A 15070-nucleotide genomic window follows, 5' to 3' on the forward strand; every position below is an offset into this window, starting at 1 on the left:
CGGATAAGGCGTTCACGCCGCATCCGGCATAAACAACGCGCACTTTGTCTTCAACAGGAAGCCGGAGTTTTCCTTCGGATTTCCGTTAACCTAAAGCCTGTAACGCCTTTTCCAGTGCGCTATGTAACAACTGGCGGTCATGACGATACGGAATATCGCTGGCCTCCAGCACCTCCTGAATCACAATCCGCTCTTTCACCGCCGAGACATCCACTTTTGGCCCGACGATGACCGCATCAATGACCTTTTTACCAACATACTGCTCCATAATTGCCAGCTTGCTTTCCAGTTTCAAATTGGCCGCAGGTAAACTCAACTCACGCCCCAGATTGCCGATATAGACCATCGGCGCTGGCGTGCGGCGTAATGCCTGCGCGATTTCCTTCAGCAGCAGAATGGGCATCAGGCTGGTATAAAAACTGCCAGGCCCAATAATGATGAGATCCGCTTCATTGATAGCGTGAACCGCCTCACGCGTTGCGGGTACATTAGGCGTTAACAATAACTCTTGAATCGGCGTAGTTAACTGGTCGATATTGACCTCGCCGTAAACTTCATGCCCCTGATCGTCAATCGCCATCAGATCAACAGGATGCTCCGACATCGGAATCAAATGTGCGTCCACTTTCAGCAGATTTCGAATCAGATTGATCGCTTCAAGAGGTCGCACGCTAAGGTGATCCAGTGCCTTCAACATCAGGTTTCCAAGGTTGTGCCCGGAAAGTTCGCCATTACCGCCGAAACGATATTCAAACATTGCGGAAGCGACGCTGGGTTCAGTTATCAGCTGGTTAAGGCAGTTGCGCATATCGCCCCAGGCAATGCCGCCTTCTGAACGGCGAATACGCCCCGTCGAGCCACCATTATCCGTGGTGGTGACGATACCCGTTAAACGAGAACCCAAAGACGAAAGTGATGAGAGAACGCGTCCCAGTCCATGCCCTCCGCCGAGAGCAACGACACGATCAAGATCAGCCAGCGTACGATTGCGCATATAGTTTCCTGGAGTCAGATTATCCGCGCTACAGTAGCGCAAATTGCGGGGAAACAGCAATTAACCTGCCAATATTGAGGATACAAACTATTTTCTTCTACCTCTAAAGGACGATGCACGCTATGCCTCCCTGATGATGTATATCAAAGTAAAACCGCCATTTTCCCTTATTCTGTAGCGAAATAGCACGATCATGACGCTATATACATGATTACATAGCGAAAGTGTGGATGGTAAAAATCTCATTTACACGCTAGTATCGGCTTAACCACTAAACACTCTAGCCTCTGCACCTGGGTCAACTGATATGGTGCTTTGGCCGTGACAATGCTCGTAAAGATTGCCACCAGGGCGAAGGAAGAAATGACTTCGCCTCCCGTATCTGGAAAGGTGTACATGGCTTCACAACTGACTGATGCATTTGCGCGTAAGTTTTACTACTTGCGCCTGTCGATTACCGATGTGTGTAACTTTCGTTGCACCTACTGCCTGCCGGATGGCTACAAACCGAGCGGCGTCACCAATAAAGGCTTTCTGACCGTCGATGAAATTCGCCGGGTTACGCGCGCCTTCGCCAGTCTGGGCACCGAAAAAGTGCGCCTGACAGGCGGTGAGCCGTCTTTACGCCGCGACTTTACCGATATCATCGCCGCTGTGCGAGAAAACGACGCTATTCGCCAGATAGCGGTCACCACCAATGGTTACCGTCTGGAACGCGATGTGGCGAACTGGCGCGATGCTGGACTTACTGGCATCAACGTCAGCGTTGATAGTCTGGACGCCCGCCAGTTTCACGCTATTACCGGGCAGGATAAATTCAACCAGGTCATGGCAGGGATTGATGCTGCATTTGAGGCCGGTTTTGAGAAGGTCAAAGTCAATACCGTGCTGATGCGTGATGTTAATCATCACCAGCTCGACACCTTTCTGAACTGGATCCAGCATCGCCCTATCCAGCTGCGTTTCATCGAACTGATGGAAACGGGCGAGGGCAGCGAGCTCTTCCGTAAGCATCACATCTCTGGTCAGGTTCTGCGTGACGAGCTACTGCGTCGCGGCTGGATCCACCAATTACGTCAACGCAGCGACGGTCCCGCGCAAGTCTTTTGTCATCCGGATTACGCCGGAGAGATTGGCCTTATCATGCCGTATGAAAAAGACTTCTGCGCCACTTGCAACCGTCTGCGCGTTTCCTCCATTGGTAAACTCCATCTCTGCCTGTTTGGTGAAGGCGGCGTTAACCTGCGCGATCTGCTGGAAGACGATACCCAGCAACAGGTGCTGGAAGCGCGTATTTCAGCGGCGCTGCGGGAGAAGAAACAGACCCATTTCCTGCATCAAAACAACACCGGTATTACGCAAAACTTATCGTACATTGGCGGCTAAAACGTCAAAAGGAGAGATCAGATGAGTCAGGTAAGCACTGAATTTATCCCGACCCGTATTGCTATTCTTACGGTTTCTAATCGTCGCGGTGAAGAAGACGATACCTCCGGTCACTATTTGCGCGATTCGGCGCAAGAAGCGGGCCATCACGTTGTCGATAAAGCCATTGTGAAAGAAAACCGCTACGCTATTCGCGCTCAGGTATCTGCGTGGATCGCCAGCGACGATGTACAAGTGGTGTTGATTACGGGGGGGACTGGCCTGACGGAAGGTGATCAGGCTCCCGAAGCATTGCTGCCGTTGTTCGACCGTGAAGTTGAAGGTTTTGGTGAAGTGTTCCGTATGTTGTCGTTTGAAGAGATTGGCACTTCCACGTTGCAATCTCGTGCGGTAGCGGGCGTCGCTAACAAAACGCTGATTTTCGCCATGCCGGGTTCGACCAAAGCGTGCCGTACCGCATGGGAAAATATCATCGCGCCGCAGCTGGATGCCCGTACGCGTCCGTGTAATTTCCATCCACATTTGAAGAAATAAGTATGTCGCAACTGACCCATATCAACGCCGCTGGCGAAGCGCACATGGTGGATGTCTCCGCCAAAGCGGAAACCGTGCGTGAAGCGCGGGCGGAAGCCTTTGTCACCATGCGCAGCGAGACGCTGGCGATGATTATTGATGGTCGCCACCACAAAGGCGACGTATTTGCCACTGCGCGTATTGCCGGTATTCAGGCGGCAAAACGCACCTGGGATCTGATCCCGCTGTGTCATCCGCTGATGCTCAGCAAAGTTGAAGTCAATTTACAGGCCGAGCCGGAGCACAATCGGGTGCGTATAGAAACCTTATGCCGCCTGACCGGGAAAACCGGTGTCGAAATGGAAGCGTTAACCGCGGCCTCCGTGGCGGCGCTGACCATTTATGACATGTGCAAAGCGGTGCAAAAAGATATGGTGATTGGTCCGGTACGTTTGCTGGCGAAGAGCGGCGGCAAGTCGGGTGACTTTAAGGTGGAAGCGGATGATTAAAGTTCTTTTTTTCGCCCAGGTGCGCGAGTTGGTAGGAACAGATGCAACCGAAGTGGCTGCGGATTTCCCAACCGTTGAAGCGTTACGCCAGCACCTGGCTGCGCAGAGCGATCGCTGGGCGCTGGCGCTGGAAGATGGCAAATTACTGGCTGCCGTCAACCAGACGCTGGTGAGTTTTGACCATCCGCTGACTGACGGCGACGAAGTAGCTTTCTTCCCGCCGGTAACCGGAGGTTAAGATGGCAGAAACCAAAATTGTTGTTGGTCCGCAGCCGTTCAGCGTAGGAGAAGAGTACCCGTGGCTGGCGGAGCGTGACGAAGACGGTGCGGTAGTCACCTTTACCGGTAAGGTGCGCAACCATAACCTGGGCGACAGCGTCAAAGCATTAACCCTCGAACACTATCCGGGGATGACTGAAAAAGCACTGGCAGAAATTGTCGATGAAGCGCGTAACCGCTGGCCGCTGGGGCGCGTCACGGTGATTCACCGCATCGGGGAATTATGGCCGGGCGATGAAATCGTTTTTGTCGGTGTCACCAGTGCGCATCGCAGCAGTGCGTTTGAAGCCGGGCAGTTTATTATGGATTATCTCAAAACCCGCGCACCGTTCTGGAAGCGCGAAGCCACGCCGGAGGGCGACCGCTGGGTCGAAGCTCGGGAGAGCGATCAGCAGGCGGCAAAACGCTGGTAGTTTTTGTTAGCCGGATAAGGCACCGCTGCGTCCGGCAATTTCACCGCTCAGTACATGCGTTTACGCTGCGTCGATGCACAGCCTCATCATTTTGCAGTATCCTTAAGATATTCCTTATATCTTCAGGAGATCGTCATGGACAGATTCCCACGTTCTGATTCAATTGTACAACCCCGGGCTGGCTTGCAGACTTATATGGCGCAAGTCTATGGCTGGATGACCGTTGGCTTGTTGCTGACCGCATTTGTTGCCTGGTATGCGGCTAATTCCGCGGCCGTGATGGAGCTGTTGTTCACTAACCGTGTCTTTTTAATCGGTCTGATCATCGCGCAATTAGCATTGGTTATTGTGTTATCAGCGATGATTCAAAAGCTGAGCGCAGGTGTAACGACGATGCTCTTTATGCTTTATTCGGCGCTGACGGGTCTTACGCTTTCCAGTATTTTCATTGTTTATACCGCTGCTTCTATCGCCAGTACCTTCGTCGTTACTGCCGGGATGTTCGGCGCAATGAGCCTGTACGGTTACACCACGAAGCGCGATTTAAGTGGCTTTGGCAATATGCTGTTTATGGCGTTAATCGGCATTGTGCTGGCATCGCTGGTCAACTTCTGGCTGAAAAGCGAAGCGTTGATGTGGGCAGTCACCTATATCGGCGTGATTGTCTTTGTCGGATTGACGGCGTATGACACCCAGAAACTGAAAAATATGGGTGAGCAGATAGATACCCGCGACGCGTCGAACCTGCGCAAATATTCCATTCTTGGCGCGTTAACCTTGTATCTGGACTTCATCAACCTGTTCCTGATGTTGCTGCGAATTTTTGGCAACCGCCGTTAATTCTTTTTTCACCATCAATATCCCGGCCATGTGTCGGGATTTTTTTTCTTACTAAAAACGACACTTAACAAGTACCAGGTATAAAATATGCCTTATGGCCGAGCGGAAGCGTTTTCCGTATCCATAAATACAAAAGTATTTTGTATGCGTGGGTTTAAATTTATTCATGATGAATATTAATATTTTTCTATAAGGACAACTAAAAGAATGGAATCATACTTGCAAAACAGCAATAAATTAGATTTTCAGCACGAGACCAGGATATTAAACGGTATATGGCTCATTACCGCTTTAGGTTTGGTGGCAACCGCAGGGCTGGCCTGGGGTGCTAAGTATCTCGAAATTACGGCAACCAAATATGATTCACCACCAATGTATGTCGCCATAGGGTTATTATTACTTTGTATGTATGGCTTAAGTAAGGATATCAACAAGATAAATGCCGCCATCGCAGGCGTAATATATCTGTTTTTACTCTCTTTGGTGGCGATTGTCGTTGCTAGTTTAGCTCCTGTACCTGCCATTATCGTCGTGTTCAGCACTGCGGGCGCGATGTTTTTAATCAGTATGCTGGCCGGTTTATTATTTAATATTGATCCTGGTTCTCACCGTTTTATGATTATGATGACGTTGACAGGGTTGGCCCTGGTAATCATCGTGAATGCCGCATTAATGAGTGAACGGCCCATTTGGGTAATAAGTTGCTTAATGATTGTGTTATGGTCAGGCATTATCTCGCATGGACGAAATAAGCTCCTTGAATTGGCGGGGAAATGCCATAGTGAAGAGTTGTGGAGTCCGGTTCGTTGCGCTTTTACAGGTGCATTAACACTCTATTACTATTTTATCGGCTTCTTTGGGATACTTGCCGCGATAGCTATAACGCTTGTCTGGCAAAGGCATACGCGTTTTTTTCATTAGTCGTAAATGCACATACTAAAGAACTTAACTGAACTTCACATCGCCGCTTCATTTTTCGCCCGTAGCTTCTTCGCCTGGCTTTCCAGCAACAGGTAACAGATCAGCGCCAGCAGCAGCGGGATAAAGTAATACAGCACACGGTAAGCGAGCAGGGCGGCGATAATTGTGCCTTTGGATGTATGCTCCCCTGCCAGTAATGCGATAAATACCGCTTCCAGCACACCAATCCCCGCCGGAATATGCACGATGACGCCGGCAATACTACTAACCAGCAACACGCCCAGTACAAAGAAATAGTTCACGCTTTGACCAAGTAACAGCCAGATAATCGCTCCCATGACCATCCAGTTAACGCTGGAAATCAGCATCTGGGCGAGGGCGAATTTCCATGAGGGCAGCACCAACTTTTGCCCTTTGATGGTCATATGGCGGTGCTTCGCGAAAGCGCAAAACCACAAATAAACCGCGATAATCATCAGTAAGCCAATGCCGAGAATGCGCAGCGTGGTTTGATCGACATACCAGTGGTCCGGCAACTCCACCACGCCTGCGGTAAAGATAATCCCTGCCAGTAAAATATAGCCCAGCCAGTTGGTGGTAATACTGAGCGAGAAAATCCGCGTAATAGTGCTGCCCGGTAACCCTAGTCGGGAGTACAAACGATAGCGCATACCAATGCCGCCGACCCAGGTACTGAGCGTCAGGTTGAAGGCGTAGCAGATAAACGACACCAGCATCACCTGGCGCTTCGCCAGTTTGTGACCGCAGTAAAAGCGGGCGAGCAGGTCATAGAAGCCGTAAATCAGATAGCTGACGACCACCAGCCCGACCGCACTAAGCAGCGCAACGCGATTGTAGTCGCGGATGACCTTCCAGACCTCTTCCCAGTCCACTTTTTTGGCGTAGACCACCAGCAACACAATCACCGCGATAAAAAACAGCCAGGTGAGGATCTTCTTTGCTAAGCGCCAGCGCGGGTGTGATTTACTCATCAGGGTTTTACCCCCGTGTTTTCAGTTTCTACCCGATCCTGAGTTTCCATTGTCGGTTGGGCGGGGGGATCAACCTGCGCCAGACGTGGCGTGTGTGCCGGAAGCCAGCCAACCAGCGCCGGGAAGTGGCGTAAAAAGTGGAACGCCAGCACGCTTTTGGTCAGGTTCCACCAGGTACGTTTCGGCAGCATGGTTTCATCCACCTGCTGACAATCTGCGGCGATAATGCCGTTCAGATTATCGCGTAGCGTCTGGTTAAAATTACGATCGTGGATGATGACATTAGCTTCGAGATTCAGTGACAAACTGAGCGGATCGAGATTACTGGACCCTACTGTCGCCCAGTGATCGTCCATCAATGCCACTTTGCCGTGGAGCGGGCGGCGGCGGTACTCAAATACCTGAACGCCGCCTTTAACCAGATAGTTATACAGCAAGCGCGCACCGACTCTGACAATCGGCATATCCGGTTCGCCCTGAATGATCAGTTTGATCCGCACCCCGCGCCGTGCCGCTTTACGCAAGGCGTGTAAAAATCGATAGCCGGGGAAGAAGTAGGCGTTGGCAATAATCACTTCCCGCCGCGCCTGAGTGAGCATTTTCAGATAGTGGCGTTCGATATCATCGCGATGTTCTTCGTTATCACGCCAGACCAGCAATACCTGCGCTTCTCCCGGCTGGCGATTTTCTTCCGCTTTGTGATGACGTCGCCACCAGCGTCGGGCCGCGCTTTGTCCTGGCAGATTTTCCAGTTCAAACTGGAGGATATCTTCAACAATCGGCCCTTCAAGGCGTACCGCGTAATCCTGTTTAGCCTCTGGACCGTAGCTGGACATATGCTCGGCGGAGTAATTCAGCCCGCCAATAAAGGCGATACGCGCGTCGATCACCACAATTTTGCGATGCATCCGGCGAAACACATTGGTGCGCATACCAAAAAGGCGAGGGCGGGGATCGTAGTAGCGGAACACCACGCCAGCTGCCGTCAGTTCATTGACAAACTCATCGCTGAGATCCGGCGAACCGTAGCCATCCAGCAAGACTTCCGCTTTAACCCCGCGTTGCGCTGCTGCCAGTAGTGCCGCATGCAGTTGTTTGCCGACGTCATCCTCAAACCAGATAAACGTTTCAAGAATGATGCGTTCTTGTGCCTCGCCAATCGCCTTAAACACCGCGGGATAATATTGCTCGCCGTTTTCCAGCAACTGGATCTTATTGCCTTCGCGCCAGCTACATTTCATAAATGAATCTCCGCACTTAAAGGGGCATGATCAGAAAGGTGTCGCCATGTCCGCAGCGGCAACGCGGTTGGCGCGCTGGCGCTGGCATTTTTGACGTAGATCCTGTCCAGTCGTAGTAGAGGAAATTGCACCGGAAACGTGCGCGCCGGGCGTCCGTGGGCGCGGGTAAAAATCTCATCCAGTCCGGCCTGCACTTTTAACGGATGATTAGCTTTTTGCCGCCAGTCATTGAAATCACCCGCCACCAATACCGGTTCGCCGTCCGGTAGCTCATTCACCCATTCGGCGAGCATCGCAAGCTGCGCCTGACGGTGCGCCTCACGCAGGCCCAGATGTACGCACATCACATGAATCGCTTTTCCGGTCATCGGCGGCACAATGCGGCAGTAGAGCACGCCGCGCTTTTCCGCACCATCGACCGAAACATCTCGATTCTCATAATGTTCAATGGGATAACGCGACAGTACGGCGTTGCCGTGATGCCCTTCCGGGTATACGGCATTGCGACCGTAGGCAAAATCGCTCCACATAGTGTCGGCGAGAAACTCGTAGTGCGAGGTATCGGGCCAGTTTTCCACATGCAGCGGATGAACTTCGTGCGCGCCCATCACTTCCTGCAGGCAAACAATATCGGCGCTGACGGTACGCACGGCATCGCGAAGTTCCGGCAAAATGAAGCGTCGGTTAAACGCGGTAAAGCCTTTGTGAATATTGATGGTGAGCACCTTGAACGAAAATTGTTGTGTTTGATCGGGCATAATTTTCCTGTCTTTGCCTCTTATCTCATTGAAATAGTGTAGTCGGCGTCACAAAAAGGTGCGGTCTTACGGAATTTTCCGTAAAGTTCGGTACTCTGAGTAAGTAGAGATAAATTCTTCAGGAGAGAAGCCATGAAGTGGCAACAACGTGTTCGTGTCGCAACGGGTCTAAGTTGCTGGCAGATTATGTTGCATTTACTGGTAGTGGCGCTGCTGGTGGTGGGCTGGATGAGTAAGACTCTGGTTCACGTCGGCGTGGGATTATGCGCACTGTATTGTGTCACGGTAGTGATGATGCTGGTGTTTCAGCGCCACCCCGAGCAACGCTGGCGTGAGGTGGCAGACGTGCTGGAAGAGCTGACCACGACCTGGTATTTTGGCGCAGCGCTGATTGTGCTGTGGCTGTTGTCCCGCGTACTGGAAAACAACTTTTTGCTGGCAATTGCAGGGCTGGCAATCCTTGCCGGCCCGGCGGTAGTGTCTTTGCTGGCGAAAGATAAAAAATTACATCACCTTGCGTCTAAACATCGCGTACGCCGCTGACCCTGTCGTGGCCGTTATCACCAGTAGCGGCCACAAACTATTCCACACAATATCCAGACTCGCATCCTTCAAATAAATCTGCTTGGTAATGTCCGTAAAGTGGCGAATAGGGTTAATCCACGTCAGGTTTTGCAGCCATACTGGCATGTTTTCCACCGGAGAAACGTAACCGGAAAGGAGAATGGCGGGCATCATAAAGACAAACACGCCGATAAACGCCTGCTGTTGTGTTGAACAGAGTGATGAAATCAACAGACCGAATCCCACCAGCGATAAACCATAAATCACCATCGTAAAGTAGAACAGCGCCAGCGATCCGGCGAAGGGGATTTGATACGCCCAGATACCAATCGCCAGCACAATGGTGGCCTGGAAGGTGGCGACAATTAATGCCGGTACGGCTTTGCCGATAAATATCTGCCAGGTGGTGAGCGGCGAAACCAGTAGCTGATCGAGTGTACCCTGTTCACGTTCGCGGGCGACGGAAAGTGAAGTGACGATCATTACGCCGATAGTGGTGATCATGGCGATCAGCGACGGCACCACAAACCATTTGTAGTCGAGATTCGGGTTATACCAGTTGCGTACCACCAGCTCGCTGTTGTTGGGTTTCGGTTTTCCTTCCAGCAGCTCCTGCTGATAATTTTTGACGATCTGTTGCAGGTAGTTGGCGGCAATTTGCGCACTGTTGGAGTTACGCCCGTCGAGGATCAACTGCAGCGGCGCGGTCTGGAAGGTATCCAGTTTGCGCGAGAAGTCAGCCGGGAAACGCACCAGTAGTAACGCCTTTTGTGTGTCGATAGTTGGGCGGATCTCCTGTGGGCTTTTCAGTAGCAGCACATGGGTAAAGGCGCTGGCGCGGGCAAAACGTTGGGTCAGCTCCACCGAATGCTCGCCGTTATCTTCATCGTAGATGGCGATGGTGGCGTTGGTCACTTCCAGCGTGGCGGCGAACGGGAACAGGATCACCTGAATTAGTACGGGTAAAATCAGAATCGCGCGGGTTTGCGGTTCGCGCAGCAACGACTGCAACTCTTTGCGAATTAACGTCCATAAGCGATGAAACATGCTCTTCTCCCTAATCCAGCCGACGTTTGGTTTTCAGCCACGTCAGGCCGATAAACATCACCGCCGAAGCGATCAAAAACAGCACGTTCACTACCAGCACCACCGGAATATTCCCGGCGAGGAACAGGCTTTGTAGGGTGCTGACGAAATAACGTGCGGGAATAATGTACGTCACCGCGCGGATCACCGCGGGCATACTGTCGATCTGAAAAATAAAGCCGGAAAGCATAATCGACGGCAGGAACGCGGCGTTCAGGGCGACCTGAGCGGCATTGAACTGGTTGCGGGTAATCGTGGAAATCAGCAGCCCCATCCCCAGGGTACTGAGTAAAAACAGGCTGGAGATAAAAAACAGAATCAGCAGCGAACCGCGATACGGCACGCCGAGAATAAAAACCGACACCAGCATACACAGCAACATCGCCAGCATCCCGAGAAAGTAATAAGGGATCAGCTTACACAGCAGCAGTTCCGTGCGGGTAATCTCCGTAGAGAGCAGAGCCTCCATGGTGCCGCGTTCCCATTCTCGCGCCACCACCAGCGAGGTGAGAATCGCGCCGATGACCGTCATGATGATGGTCACCGCACCGGGGATAATGAAGTGCTGGCTAATCGCCGCCGGGTTAAACCAGTAGCGGGTTTGTACATCAATAAGCGGTTCAAAAGTCTGCCCGTTGTCCTCCGCTCGCTGCATTTGCCAGATCTGCCAGATCCCTTCGACATACCCCTGTACAAAGTTAGCGGTATTCGGCTCACTGCCGTCGGTGATCACCTGAATCGGTGCGGTGGCGTTGGCGCGCTCCATCTGTTCGGCGAAATCCACCGGAATAACCACCAGACCGCGAATTTTTCCCGCCTGCATTTTGGCGATCAGTTCCTGACGGTTATCGCTGATGGTGGCGTCGATGTAGGGCGAACCGGTCATGGTGTGGGTGAAATCCAGCGCCGCTTCGCTACGCTGTTCCAGTAAAATCCCGACCCGCAGCTTGCTGGAGTCGAGGTTAATGCCGTAACCAAAAATAAACAGCAGCAACAGCGGGATCACTACCGCAATCAGCCAGCTACTCGGATCGCGAACGATCTGCCGCGTCTCTTTGACGCACAGCGCCCGCACGCGACGCCAGGAAAGGATCGGGTTACTCATTGCTATGCTCCTTATCCCAGTCGTGGATCAACTGAATAAAGGCTTGCTCCATGGTGGGATCGGGTTGCTCATCGTTAGCCGACTGTGCTTTCAAATCGTCCGGCGTGCCGCTGGCGATTAATTTCCCGCGGTACACCAGGCCGATGCGGTCGCAATATTCCGCTTCATCCATAAAGTGGGTGGTGACCATCACCGTGACGCCTTGCTCTACCATGCTGTTGATGTGCAGCCAAAATTCACGGCGGGTGAGGGGGTCAACGCCGGAAGTCGGTTCGTCGAGAAACAGAATATCCGGTTCATGCATCAGCGAACAGGCCAGCGCCAGCCGCTGTTTAAAACCTAATGGCAGTTCATCGGTGGCGTGGGAGGCGATACTTTTCAGGCCAAATGCCTCGCTCATACGGGAGATTTTTTCGTTCTGCGCCCGACCGCGTAAGCCATACACACCAGAGAAAAAGCGTAAATTCTGTTCGACCGTCAGGTTGCCGTAGAGCGAAAATTTTTGCGCCATATAGCCGAGATGCTGGCGCGCTTTACCGGAACTCTCTTTCAGATCCATCCCCAGCACCAGCGCCTGGCCGGAAGTCGGCACCAGCAAACCGCACATCATCTTAAAGGTGGTCGATTTACCCGCGCCGTTTGGCCCCAGCAAACCAAAAATCTCCCCACGTTTAACGGCAAAGTTGACGTGATCGGTGGCGGCAAAATCACCAAATTTCTTGGTCAGTTCTTTCGCTTCGATCACCGTCTCGCCGGGTGTGCCTTCTACCGTATGCAATATTGCACCCAGCGGCGATTCTGAGGTTCCGGCACCGCCCAGCAAATCAATAAACGCATCTTCAAAACGCGGCGTAGTTTCGTTGATGTTGATTTCCGGCATCCCGTCGGCATGGCGAATATCGTCTGGTGTGGCCTCTTTTTTGAGGATCAGACGTACCGATTTCCCCTGAATCATGCCGTCGCTGACCTGCGGCAGTTTCAAGGCGCGTTGCAACAGTTTGCGGTTGCCCTCGTGTGGACTGGTCATCAGAAAGCTGCGTCCGGCCATGGTTTGTGTCAGGGCTTTTGGTTCTCCCTGATACAGCAACTCGCCTTCGTTCATCAGTAACACGTCACGGCACTGCTCGGCTTCGTCGAGATACGAGGTACTCCAGAGGATTAACATCCCTTCGCCCGCCAGCTCATGCACCATCTGCCACAGTTCGCGCCGTGAGATAGGGTCAACGCCGACGCCGGGTTCATCGAGCAGCAACACTTTCGGTTCGCCCACCAGGGTACAGGCCAGGCCGAGTTTTTGTTTCATCCCACCGGAGAGCTTGCCCGCCAGGCGTCCGGTAAACGGGCCAAGAGACGTAAACTCCAGCAGGCGAGCAAAAGTTTGCTTACGTGCCTCGCCGGTGACGCTGCGCAAATCCGCGTACAGATTGAGGTTCTCCATCACGGTGAGATCTTCATACAGACCGAATTTCTGCGGCATATAGCCGAGCACGGCGTGCAGCGCGCCGTCGTTTTTGATCGGATCAAAGCCAATCACCGTGGCATTGCCGCTGTCGGGTTTCAGTAATCCCGCCAGCATCCGCATTAGCGTGGTTTTACCTGCACCATCCGGCCCCACCAGCCCCGTCACATAACCGGCGTGAATGGTACAGTCGAGCGGCGCGACGGCGGGCTTGTCCATGCCCGGAAAGCGTTTTTCCAGGCCGTTCAGCGTGATAACGGCATCATTCATGTCCTGCCTCGTCACCGAATTGTACCGTCACTGGCATTCCCTGGCGTAACGCATCATCGGCGTCGGTCACCACAATACGCAGGCGATAGACGAGGTCGGTACGCAGATCCGGTGTTTCGACGGTTTTCGGGGTAAATTCAGCAGTCGGCGAAACGAAACCAATCTGCCCGTGATAGGGCTTGTCCGGGCGACCATCGGTATAAAGCAGCACTTTGCGCCCCGGCTGGGCCTGGTCAAGATTCCGTTCATCAACATAAGCACGCACCCACACCGGACGCGTTAGTGAAACGGTAAACACCGTGCCACCTTCATTGAGAACCGTGCCTGGCTCCACCGCGCGCGTTAACAGCGTGCCATCAGACGGTGCTATCAACGTTGAGTCCTGTAAATTCAGCTCCGCCTGCGCCAGTTGCGCCTGCGCCTGTTCGAGGCTGGCTTTCGCCTGAGCGATGTCCTGTTCACGGTTACCGGAACGGTACTGACGCAATTTATCCTGTGCTGATTTCAGCGTTGCCTGTGCCTGGTCGCGCGAGGAGCGGGCATTTTCCAGGTCATTTGCCGAAATGGTGCGGCTTTTCCACAGTCCTTGCTGGCGGTTATAGAAGTTCTGCGCATAGTCATAGGCGGCTTGCGCCTGTTTCACCGCTGCGGCGGCCTGAGCGATTTCTTCATCGCGATACCCGGCAAGCATCAGGTCATACTGCGCCTGTGCCACCGAGACGCCCGCTTTCGCCTGCATCAGGGCAATCTCATACGGCTTGTGATCCAGTTCGCCCAGCACCTGGCCCGCTTTGATAGCATCACCTTCGTCCACCGCCAGCGATTCAACGCGCCCCCCAACACGGAAACTAAGATTCACCGTACGAATATCCACGTTGCCATACAGCGTCAGGCCGTTATCCTGGCGGCTTTGATACCACCAGTAGCCTCCGGCAACCACGGCGGCAAGTACCACTACCGCCAGTCCGATCACGACAGGTTTTTTCATCACTACAAACTCCTTTGCGATAATCCTTGCAAAATCAGGTCGATATGACAGGTCACCGTCTGGTTGATCAGTTCGGTCTTTTCTTCATCGAACGCGGTCCAGCCGGTACGTAACAGAATTGTTTCTTTGCCAAGACGGAACGCCAGAATCTCACCAATCAACGCATGGGTATGAAGGATCATGCGGGTGTCATTGGCGTCGCAGCCGGTCCAGGCGGCAATCAGGCGTGTCAGGTGGCTGTGTAGCGGACTAATCACCTGTTCGTGCACCAGGTGGTAGGCTGCCGTGGGTGAGAGCTGCTCACGGGAGATAAACTTGCTGAGGTTGACGGTGTCATCCTGGGTGAGCAGCTTAATCATGTTCCTGCAGGCGCGAAGGATCAGTTCACGGATGGCAGCCCGATCAGGCTGTGGTTGGGCGAACAAGCGTTCGGCTTCCTCGGCATGCGGACGGAACTGCTCGCCAATAAAATCGGCAATCCACTGGGCGCAGGCGAGGTACAAATCTTCTTTCGAACCGAAGTAGTAGGTGATGGCAGCGATATTCTGCCCGGCCTGGGCGGCTATCTCGCGGGTGGTGGCGTTCATTCCATATTCACCAAACTGCGCCAGTGCGGCAGCAATCAGCTGTTTTTTCGCCTGTTCACCCTTGATTGTCATGGCAGGATTATTCATCGCACAGTCCATTCTTAATCAAATGATTGATTAAGATTATGACTCCATAGGGGAGTTGTCCAGTATGGCTAAGAATTT

General features: G+C 52.8%; 17 protein-coding genes and 1 riboswitch. Of the genes, 8 read left to right on the forward strand and 9 right to left on the reverse strand.

What is annotated here, in order from left to right; translation table 11 throughout:
* Window positions 1-85: 85 nt before the first annotated feature.
* Window positions 86-994, reverse strand: a complete 909-nt coding sequence (gene yvcK / locus ACJHW7_RS00450; RefSeq protein WP_001301716.1) for a uridine diphosphate-N-acetylglucosamine-binding protein YvcK — start codon at window positions 992-994, stop codon at window positions 86-88.
* Window positions 995-1258: 264 nt separating this feature from the next.
* Window positions 1259-1403, forward strand: a riboswitch (molybdenum cofactor riboswitch).
* On the opposite strand from yvcK, the gene moaA reads away from it, so the two are divergent.
* From moaA to ACJHW7_RS00485, 7 genes are all read left to right on the forward strand, one after another.
* Complete coding sequence (gene moaA, locus ACJHW7_RS00455) at window positions 1391-2380, forward strand: GTP 3',8-cyclase MoaA (protein WP_021556613.1); 990 nt, start codon at window positions 1391-1393, stop codon at window positions 2378-2380. (Overlaps the previous riboswitch by 13 nt.)
* 21 nt (window positions 2381-2401) lie before the next feature.
* Entirely contained in the window at window positions 2402-2914 is a 513-nt protein-coding gene (gene moaB / locus ACJHW7_RS00460) for a molybdenum cofactor biosynthesis protein B (RefSeq protein WP_000084639.1), read from the forward strand.
* A gap of 2 nt (window positions 2915-2916) precedes the next feature.
* Window positions 2917-3402 (forward strand): cyclic pyranopterin monophosphate synthase MoaC, encoded by a 486-nt coding sequence (moaC, locus tag ACJHW7_RS00465; RefSeq protein ID WP_000080885.1) that lies wholly within the window; start codon window positions 2917-2919, stop codon window positions 3400-3402.
* Entirely contained in the window at window positions 3395-3640 is a 246-nt protein-coding gene (gene moaD, locus ACJHW7_RS00470; RefSeq protein WP_000598612.1) for a molybdopterin synthase sulfur carrier subunit, read from the forward strand. Before moaC ends, moaD begins: the two co-directional genes overlap by 8 nt.
* 1 nt (window position 3641) lies before the next feature.
* The gene (moaE, locus tag ACJHW7_RS00475) at window positions 3642-4094 is read left to right on the forward strand and encodes a molybdopterin synthase catalytic subunit MoaE (protein ID WP_000852287.1); all 453 of its coding nucleotides are present in this window, start codon (window positions 3642-3644) and stop codon (window positions 4092-4094) included.
* A gap of 135 nt (window positions 4095-4229) precedes the next feature.
* Entirely contained in the window at window positions 4230-4934 is a 705-nt protein-coding gene (locus tag ACJHW7_RS00480) for a Bax inhibitor-1/YccA family protein (RefSeq protein WP_021556614.1), read from the forward strand.
* A 207-nt stretch (window positions 4935-5141) separates the two neighbouring features.
* Complete coding sequence (locus ACJHW7_RS00485) at window positions 5142-5855, forward strand: Bax inhibitor-1/YccA family protein (RefSeq protein ID WP_021556615.1); 714 nt, start codon at window positions 5142-5144, stop codon at window positions 5853-5855.
* A gap of 35 nt (window positions 5856-5890) precedes the next feature.
* Here ACJHW7_RS00485 and ACJHW7_RS00490 read toward each other — a convergent pair whose 3' ends face one another.
* Genes ACJHW7_RS00490 through ACJHW7_RS00500 form a run of 3 tightly spaced genes read right to left on the reverse strand, consistent with a single transcriptional unit; the run spans window position 5891 to window position 8846 of the window.
* Window positions 5891-6847, reverse strand: coding sequence for a YbhN family protein (locus ACJHW7_RS00490; RefSeq protein ID WP_021556616.1), 957 nt, complete (start codon window positions 6845-6847; stop codon window positions 5891-5893).
* The gene (gene clsB, locus ACJHW7_RS00495; RefSeq protein WP_000650339.1) at window positions 6847-8088 is read right to left on the reverse strand and encodes a cardiolipin synthase ClsB; all 1242 of its coding nucleotides are present in this window, start codon (window positions 8086-8088) and stop codon (window positions 6847-6849) included. Before clsB ends, ACJHW7_RS00490 begins: the two co-directional genes overlap by 1 nt.
* Window positions 8085-8846, reverse strand: coding sequence for an endonuclease/exonuclease/phosphatase family protein (locus ACJHW7_RS00500; RefSeq protein ID WP_001113348.1), 762 nt, complete (start codon window positions 8844-8846; stop codon window positions 8085-8087). Before ACJHW7_RS00500 ends, clsB begins: the two co-directional genes overlap by 4 nt.
* A 132-nt stretch (window positions 8847-8978) precedes the next feature.
* Here ACJHW7_RS00500 and ACJHW7_RS00505 point away from each other — a divergent pair, with 132 nt between their 5' ends.
* Window positions 8979-9389: a YbhQ family protein gene (locus ACJHW7_RS00505; protein WP_000871981.1), complete on the forward strand. Its 411-nt coding sequence runs from the start codon at window positions 8979-8981 to the stop codon at window positions 9387-9389.
* Here ACJHW7_RS00505 and ACJHW7_RS00510 read toward each other — a convergent pair.
* Genes ACJHW7_RS00510 through cecR form a run of 5 tightly spaced genes read right to left on the reverse strand, consistent with a single transcriptional unit; the run spans window position 9351 to window position 14992 of the window.
* Entirely contained in the window at window positions 9351-10457 is a 1107-nt protein-coding gene (locus ACJHW7_RS00510; protein ID WP_000469031.1) for an ABC transporter permease, read from the reverse strand. The two genes, ACJHW7_RS00505 and ACJHW7_RS00510, sit on opposite strands and share 39 nt — an antisense overlap.
* Before the next feature lie 10 nt (window positions 10458-10467).
* Window positions 10468-11601: an ABC transporter permease gene (locus ACJHW7_RS00515; protein WP_000070131.1), complete on the reverse strand. Its 1134-nt coding sequence runs from the start codon at window positions 11599-11601 to the stop codon at window positions 10468-10470.
* Complete coding sequence (locus tag ACJHW7_RS00520) at window positions 11594-13330, reverse strand: ATP-binding cassette domain-containing protein (RefSeq protein ID WP_040234621.1); 1737 nt, start codon at window positions 13328-13330, stop codon at window positions 11594-11596. Before ACJHW7_RS00520 ends, ACJHW7_RS00515 begins: the two co-directional genes overlap by 8 nt.
* Entirely contained in the window at window positions 13323-14318 is a 996-nt protein-coding gene (hlyD, locus tag ACJHW7_RS00525; protein WP_000743444.1) for a secretion protein HlyD, read from the reverse strand. The genes ACJHW7_RS00520 and hlyD overlap by 8 nt, the downstream gene beginning before the upstream one ends.
* A 2-nt stretch (window positions 14319-14320) precedes the next feature.
* On the reverse strand, window positions 14321-14992 hold the full coding sequence (cecR, locus tag ACJHW7_RS00530) for a DNA-binding transcriptional regulator CecR (RefSeq protein ID WP_001296991.1): 672 nt from the start codon (window positions 14990-14992) through the stop codon (window positions 14321-14323).
* Window positions 14993-15070: the final 78 nt, after the last annotated feature.

It is taken from the genome of Escherichia sp. WS1152 (genome assembly GCF_046487665.1).
Lineage (GTDB): Bacteria > Pseudomonadota > Gammaproteobacteria > Enterobacterales > Enterobacteriaceae > Escherichia > Escherichia coli.

Coding starts and splice junctions, on each gene's coding strand:
- ACJHW7_RS00500 (WP_001113348.1), bottom strand. CDS start 8,846: ATGCCCGATCAAACACAACAATTTTCGTTCAAGGTGCTCACCATCAAT.
- clsB (WP_000650339.1), bottom strand. CDS start 8,088: ATGAAATGTAGCTGGCGCGAAGGCAATAAGATCCAGTTGCTGGAAAAC.
- ACJHW7_RS00490 (WP_021556616.1), bottom strand. CDS start 6,847: ATGAGTAAATCACACCCGCGCTGGCGCTTAGCAAAGAAGATCCTCACC.
- moaE (WP_000852287.1), top strand. CDS start 3,642: ATGGCAGAAACCAAAATTGTTGTTGGTCCGCAGCCGTTCAGCGTAGGA.
- moaB (WP_000084639.1), top strand. CDS start 2,402: ATGAGTCAGGTAAGCACTGAATTTATCCCGACCCGTATTGCTATTCTT.
- yvcK (WP_001301716.1), bottom strand. CDS start 994: ATGCGCAATCGTACGCTGGCTGATCTTGATCGTGTCGTTGCTCTCGGC.
- ACJHW7_RS00520 (WP_040234621.1), bottom strand. CDS start 13,330: ATGAATGATGCCGTTATCACGCTGAACGGCCTGGAAAAACGCTTTCCG.
- cecR (WP_001296991.1), bottom strand. CDS start 14,992: ATGAATAATCCTGCCATGACAATCAAGGGTGAACAGGCGAAAAAACAG.
- moaC (WP_000080885.1), top strand. CDS start 2,917: ATGTCGCAACTGACCCATATCAACGCCGCTGGCGAAGCGCACATGGTG.
- ACJHW7_RS00485 (WP_021556615.1), top strand. CDS start 5,142: ATGGAATCATACTTGCAAAACAGCAATAAATTAGATTTTCAGCACGAG.
- ACJHW7_RS00505 (WP_000871981.1), top strand. CDS start 8,979: ATGAAGTGGCAACAACGTGTTCGTGTCGCAACGGGTCTAAGTTGCTGG.
- hlyD (WP_000743444.1), bottom strand. CDS start 14,318: ATGAAAAAACCTGTCGTGATCGGACTGGCGGTAGTGGTACTTGCCGCC.
- ACJHW7_RS00480 (WP_021556614.1), top strand. CDS start 4,230: ATGGACAGATTCCCACGTTCTGATTCAATTGTACAACCCCGGGCTGGC.
- moaA (WP_021556613.1), top strand. CDS start 1,391: ATGGCTTCACAACTGACTGATGCATTTGCGCGTAAGTTTTACTACTTG.
- moaD (WP_000598612.1), top strand. CDS start 3,395: ATGATTAAAGTTCTTTTTTTCGCCCAGGTGCGCGAGTTGGTAGGAACA.
- ACJHW7_RS00515 (WP_000070131.1), bottom strand. CDS start 11,601: ATGAGTAACCCGATCCTTTCCTGGCGTCGCGTGCGGGCGCTGTGCGTC.
- ACJHW7_RS00510 (WP_000469031.1), bottom strand. CDS start 10,457: ATGTTTCATCGCTTATGGACGTTAATTCGCAAAGAGTTGCAGTCGTTG.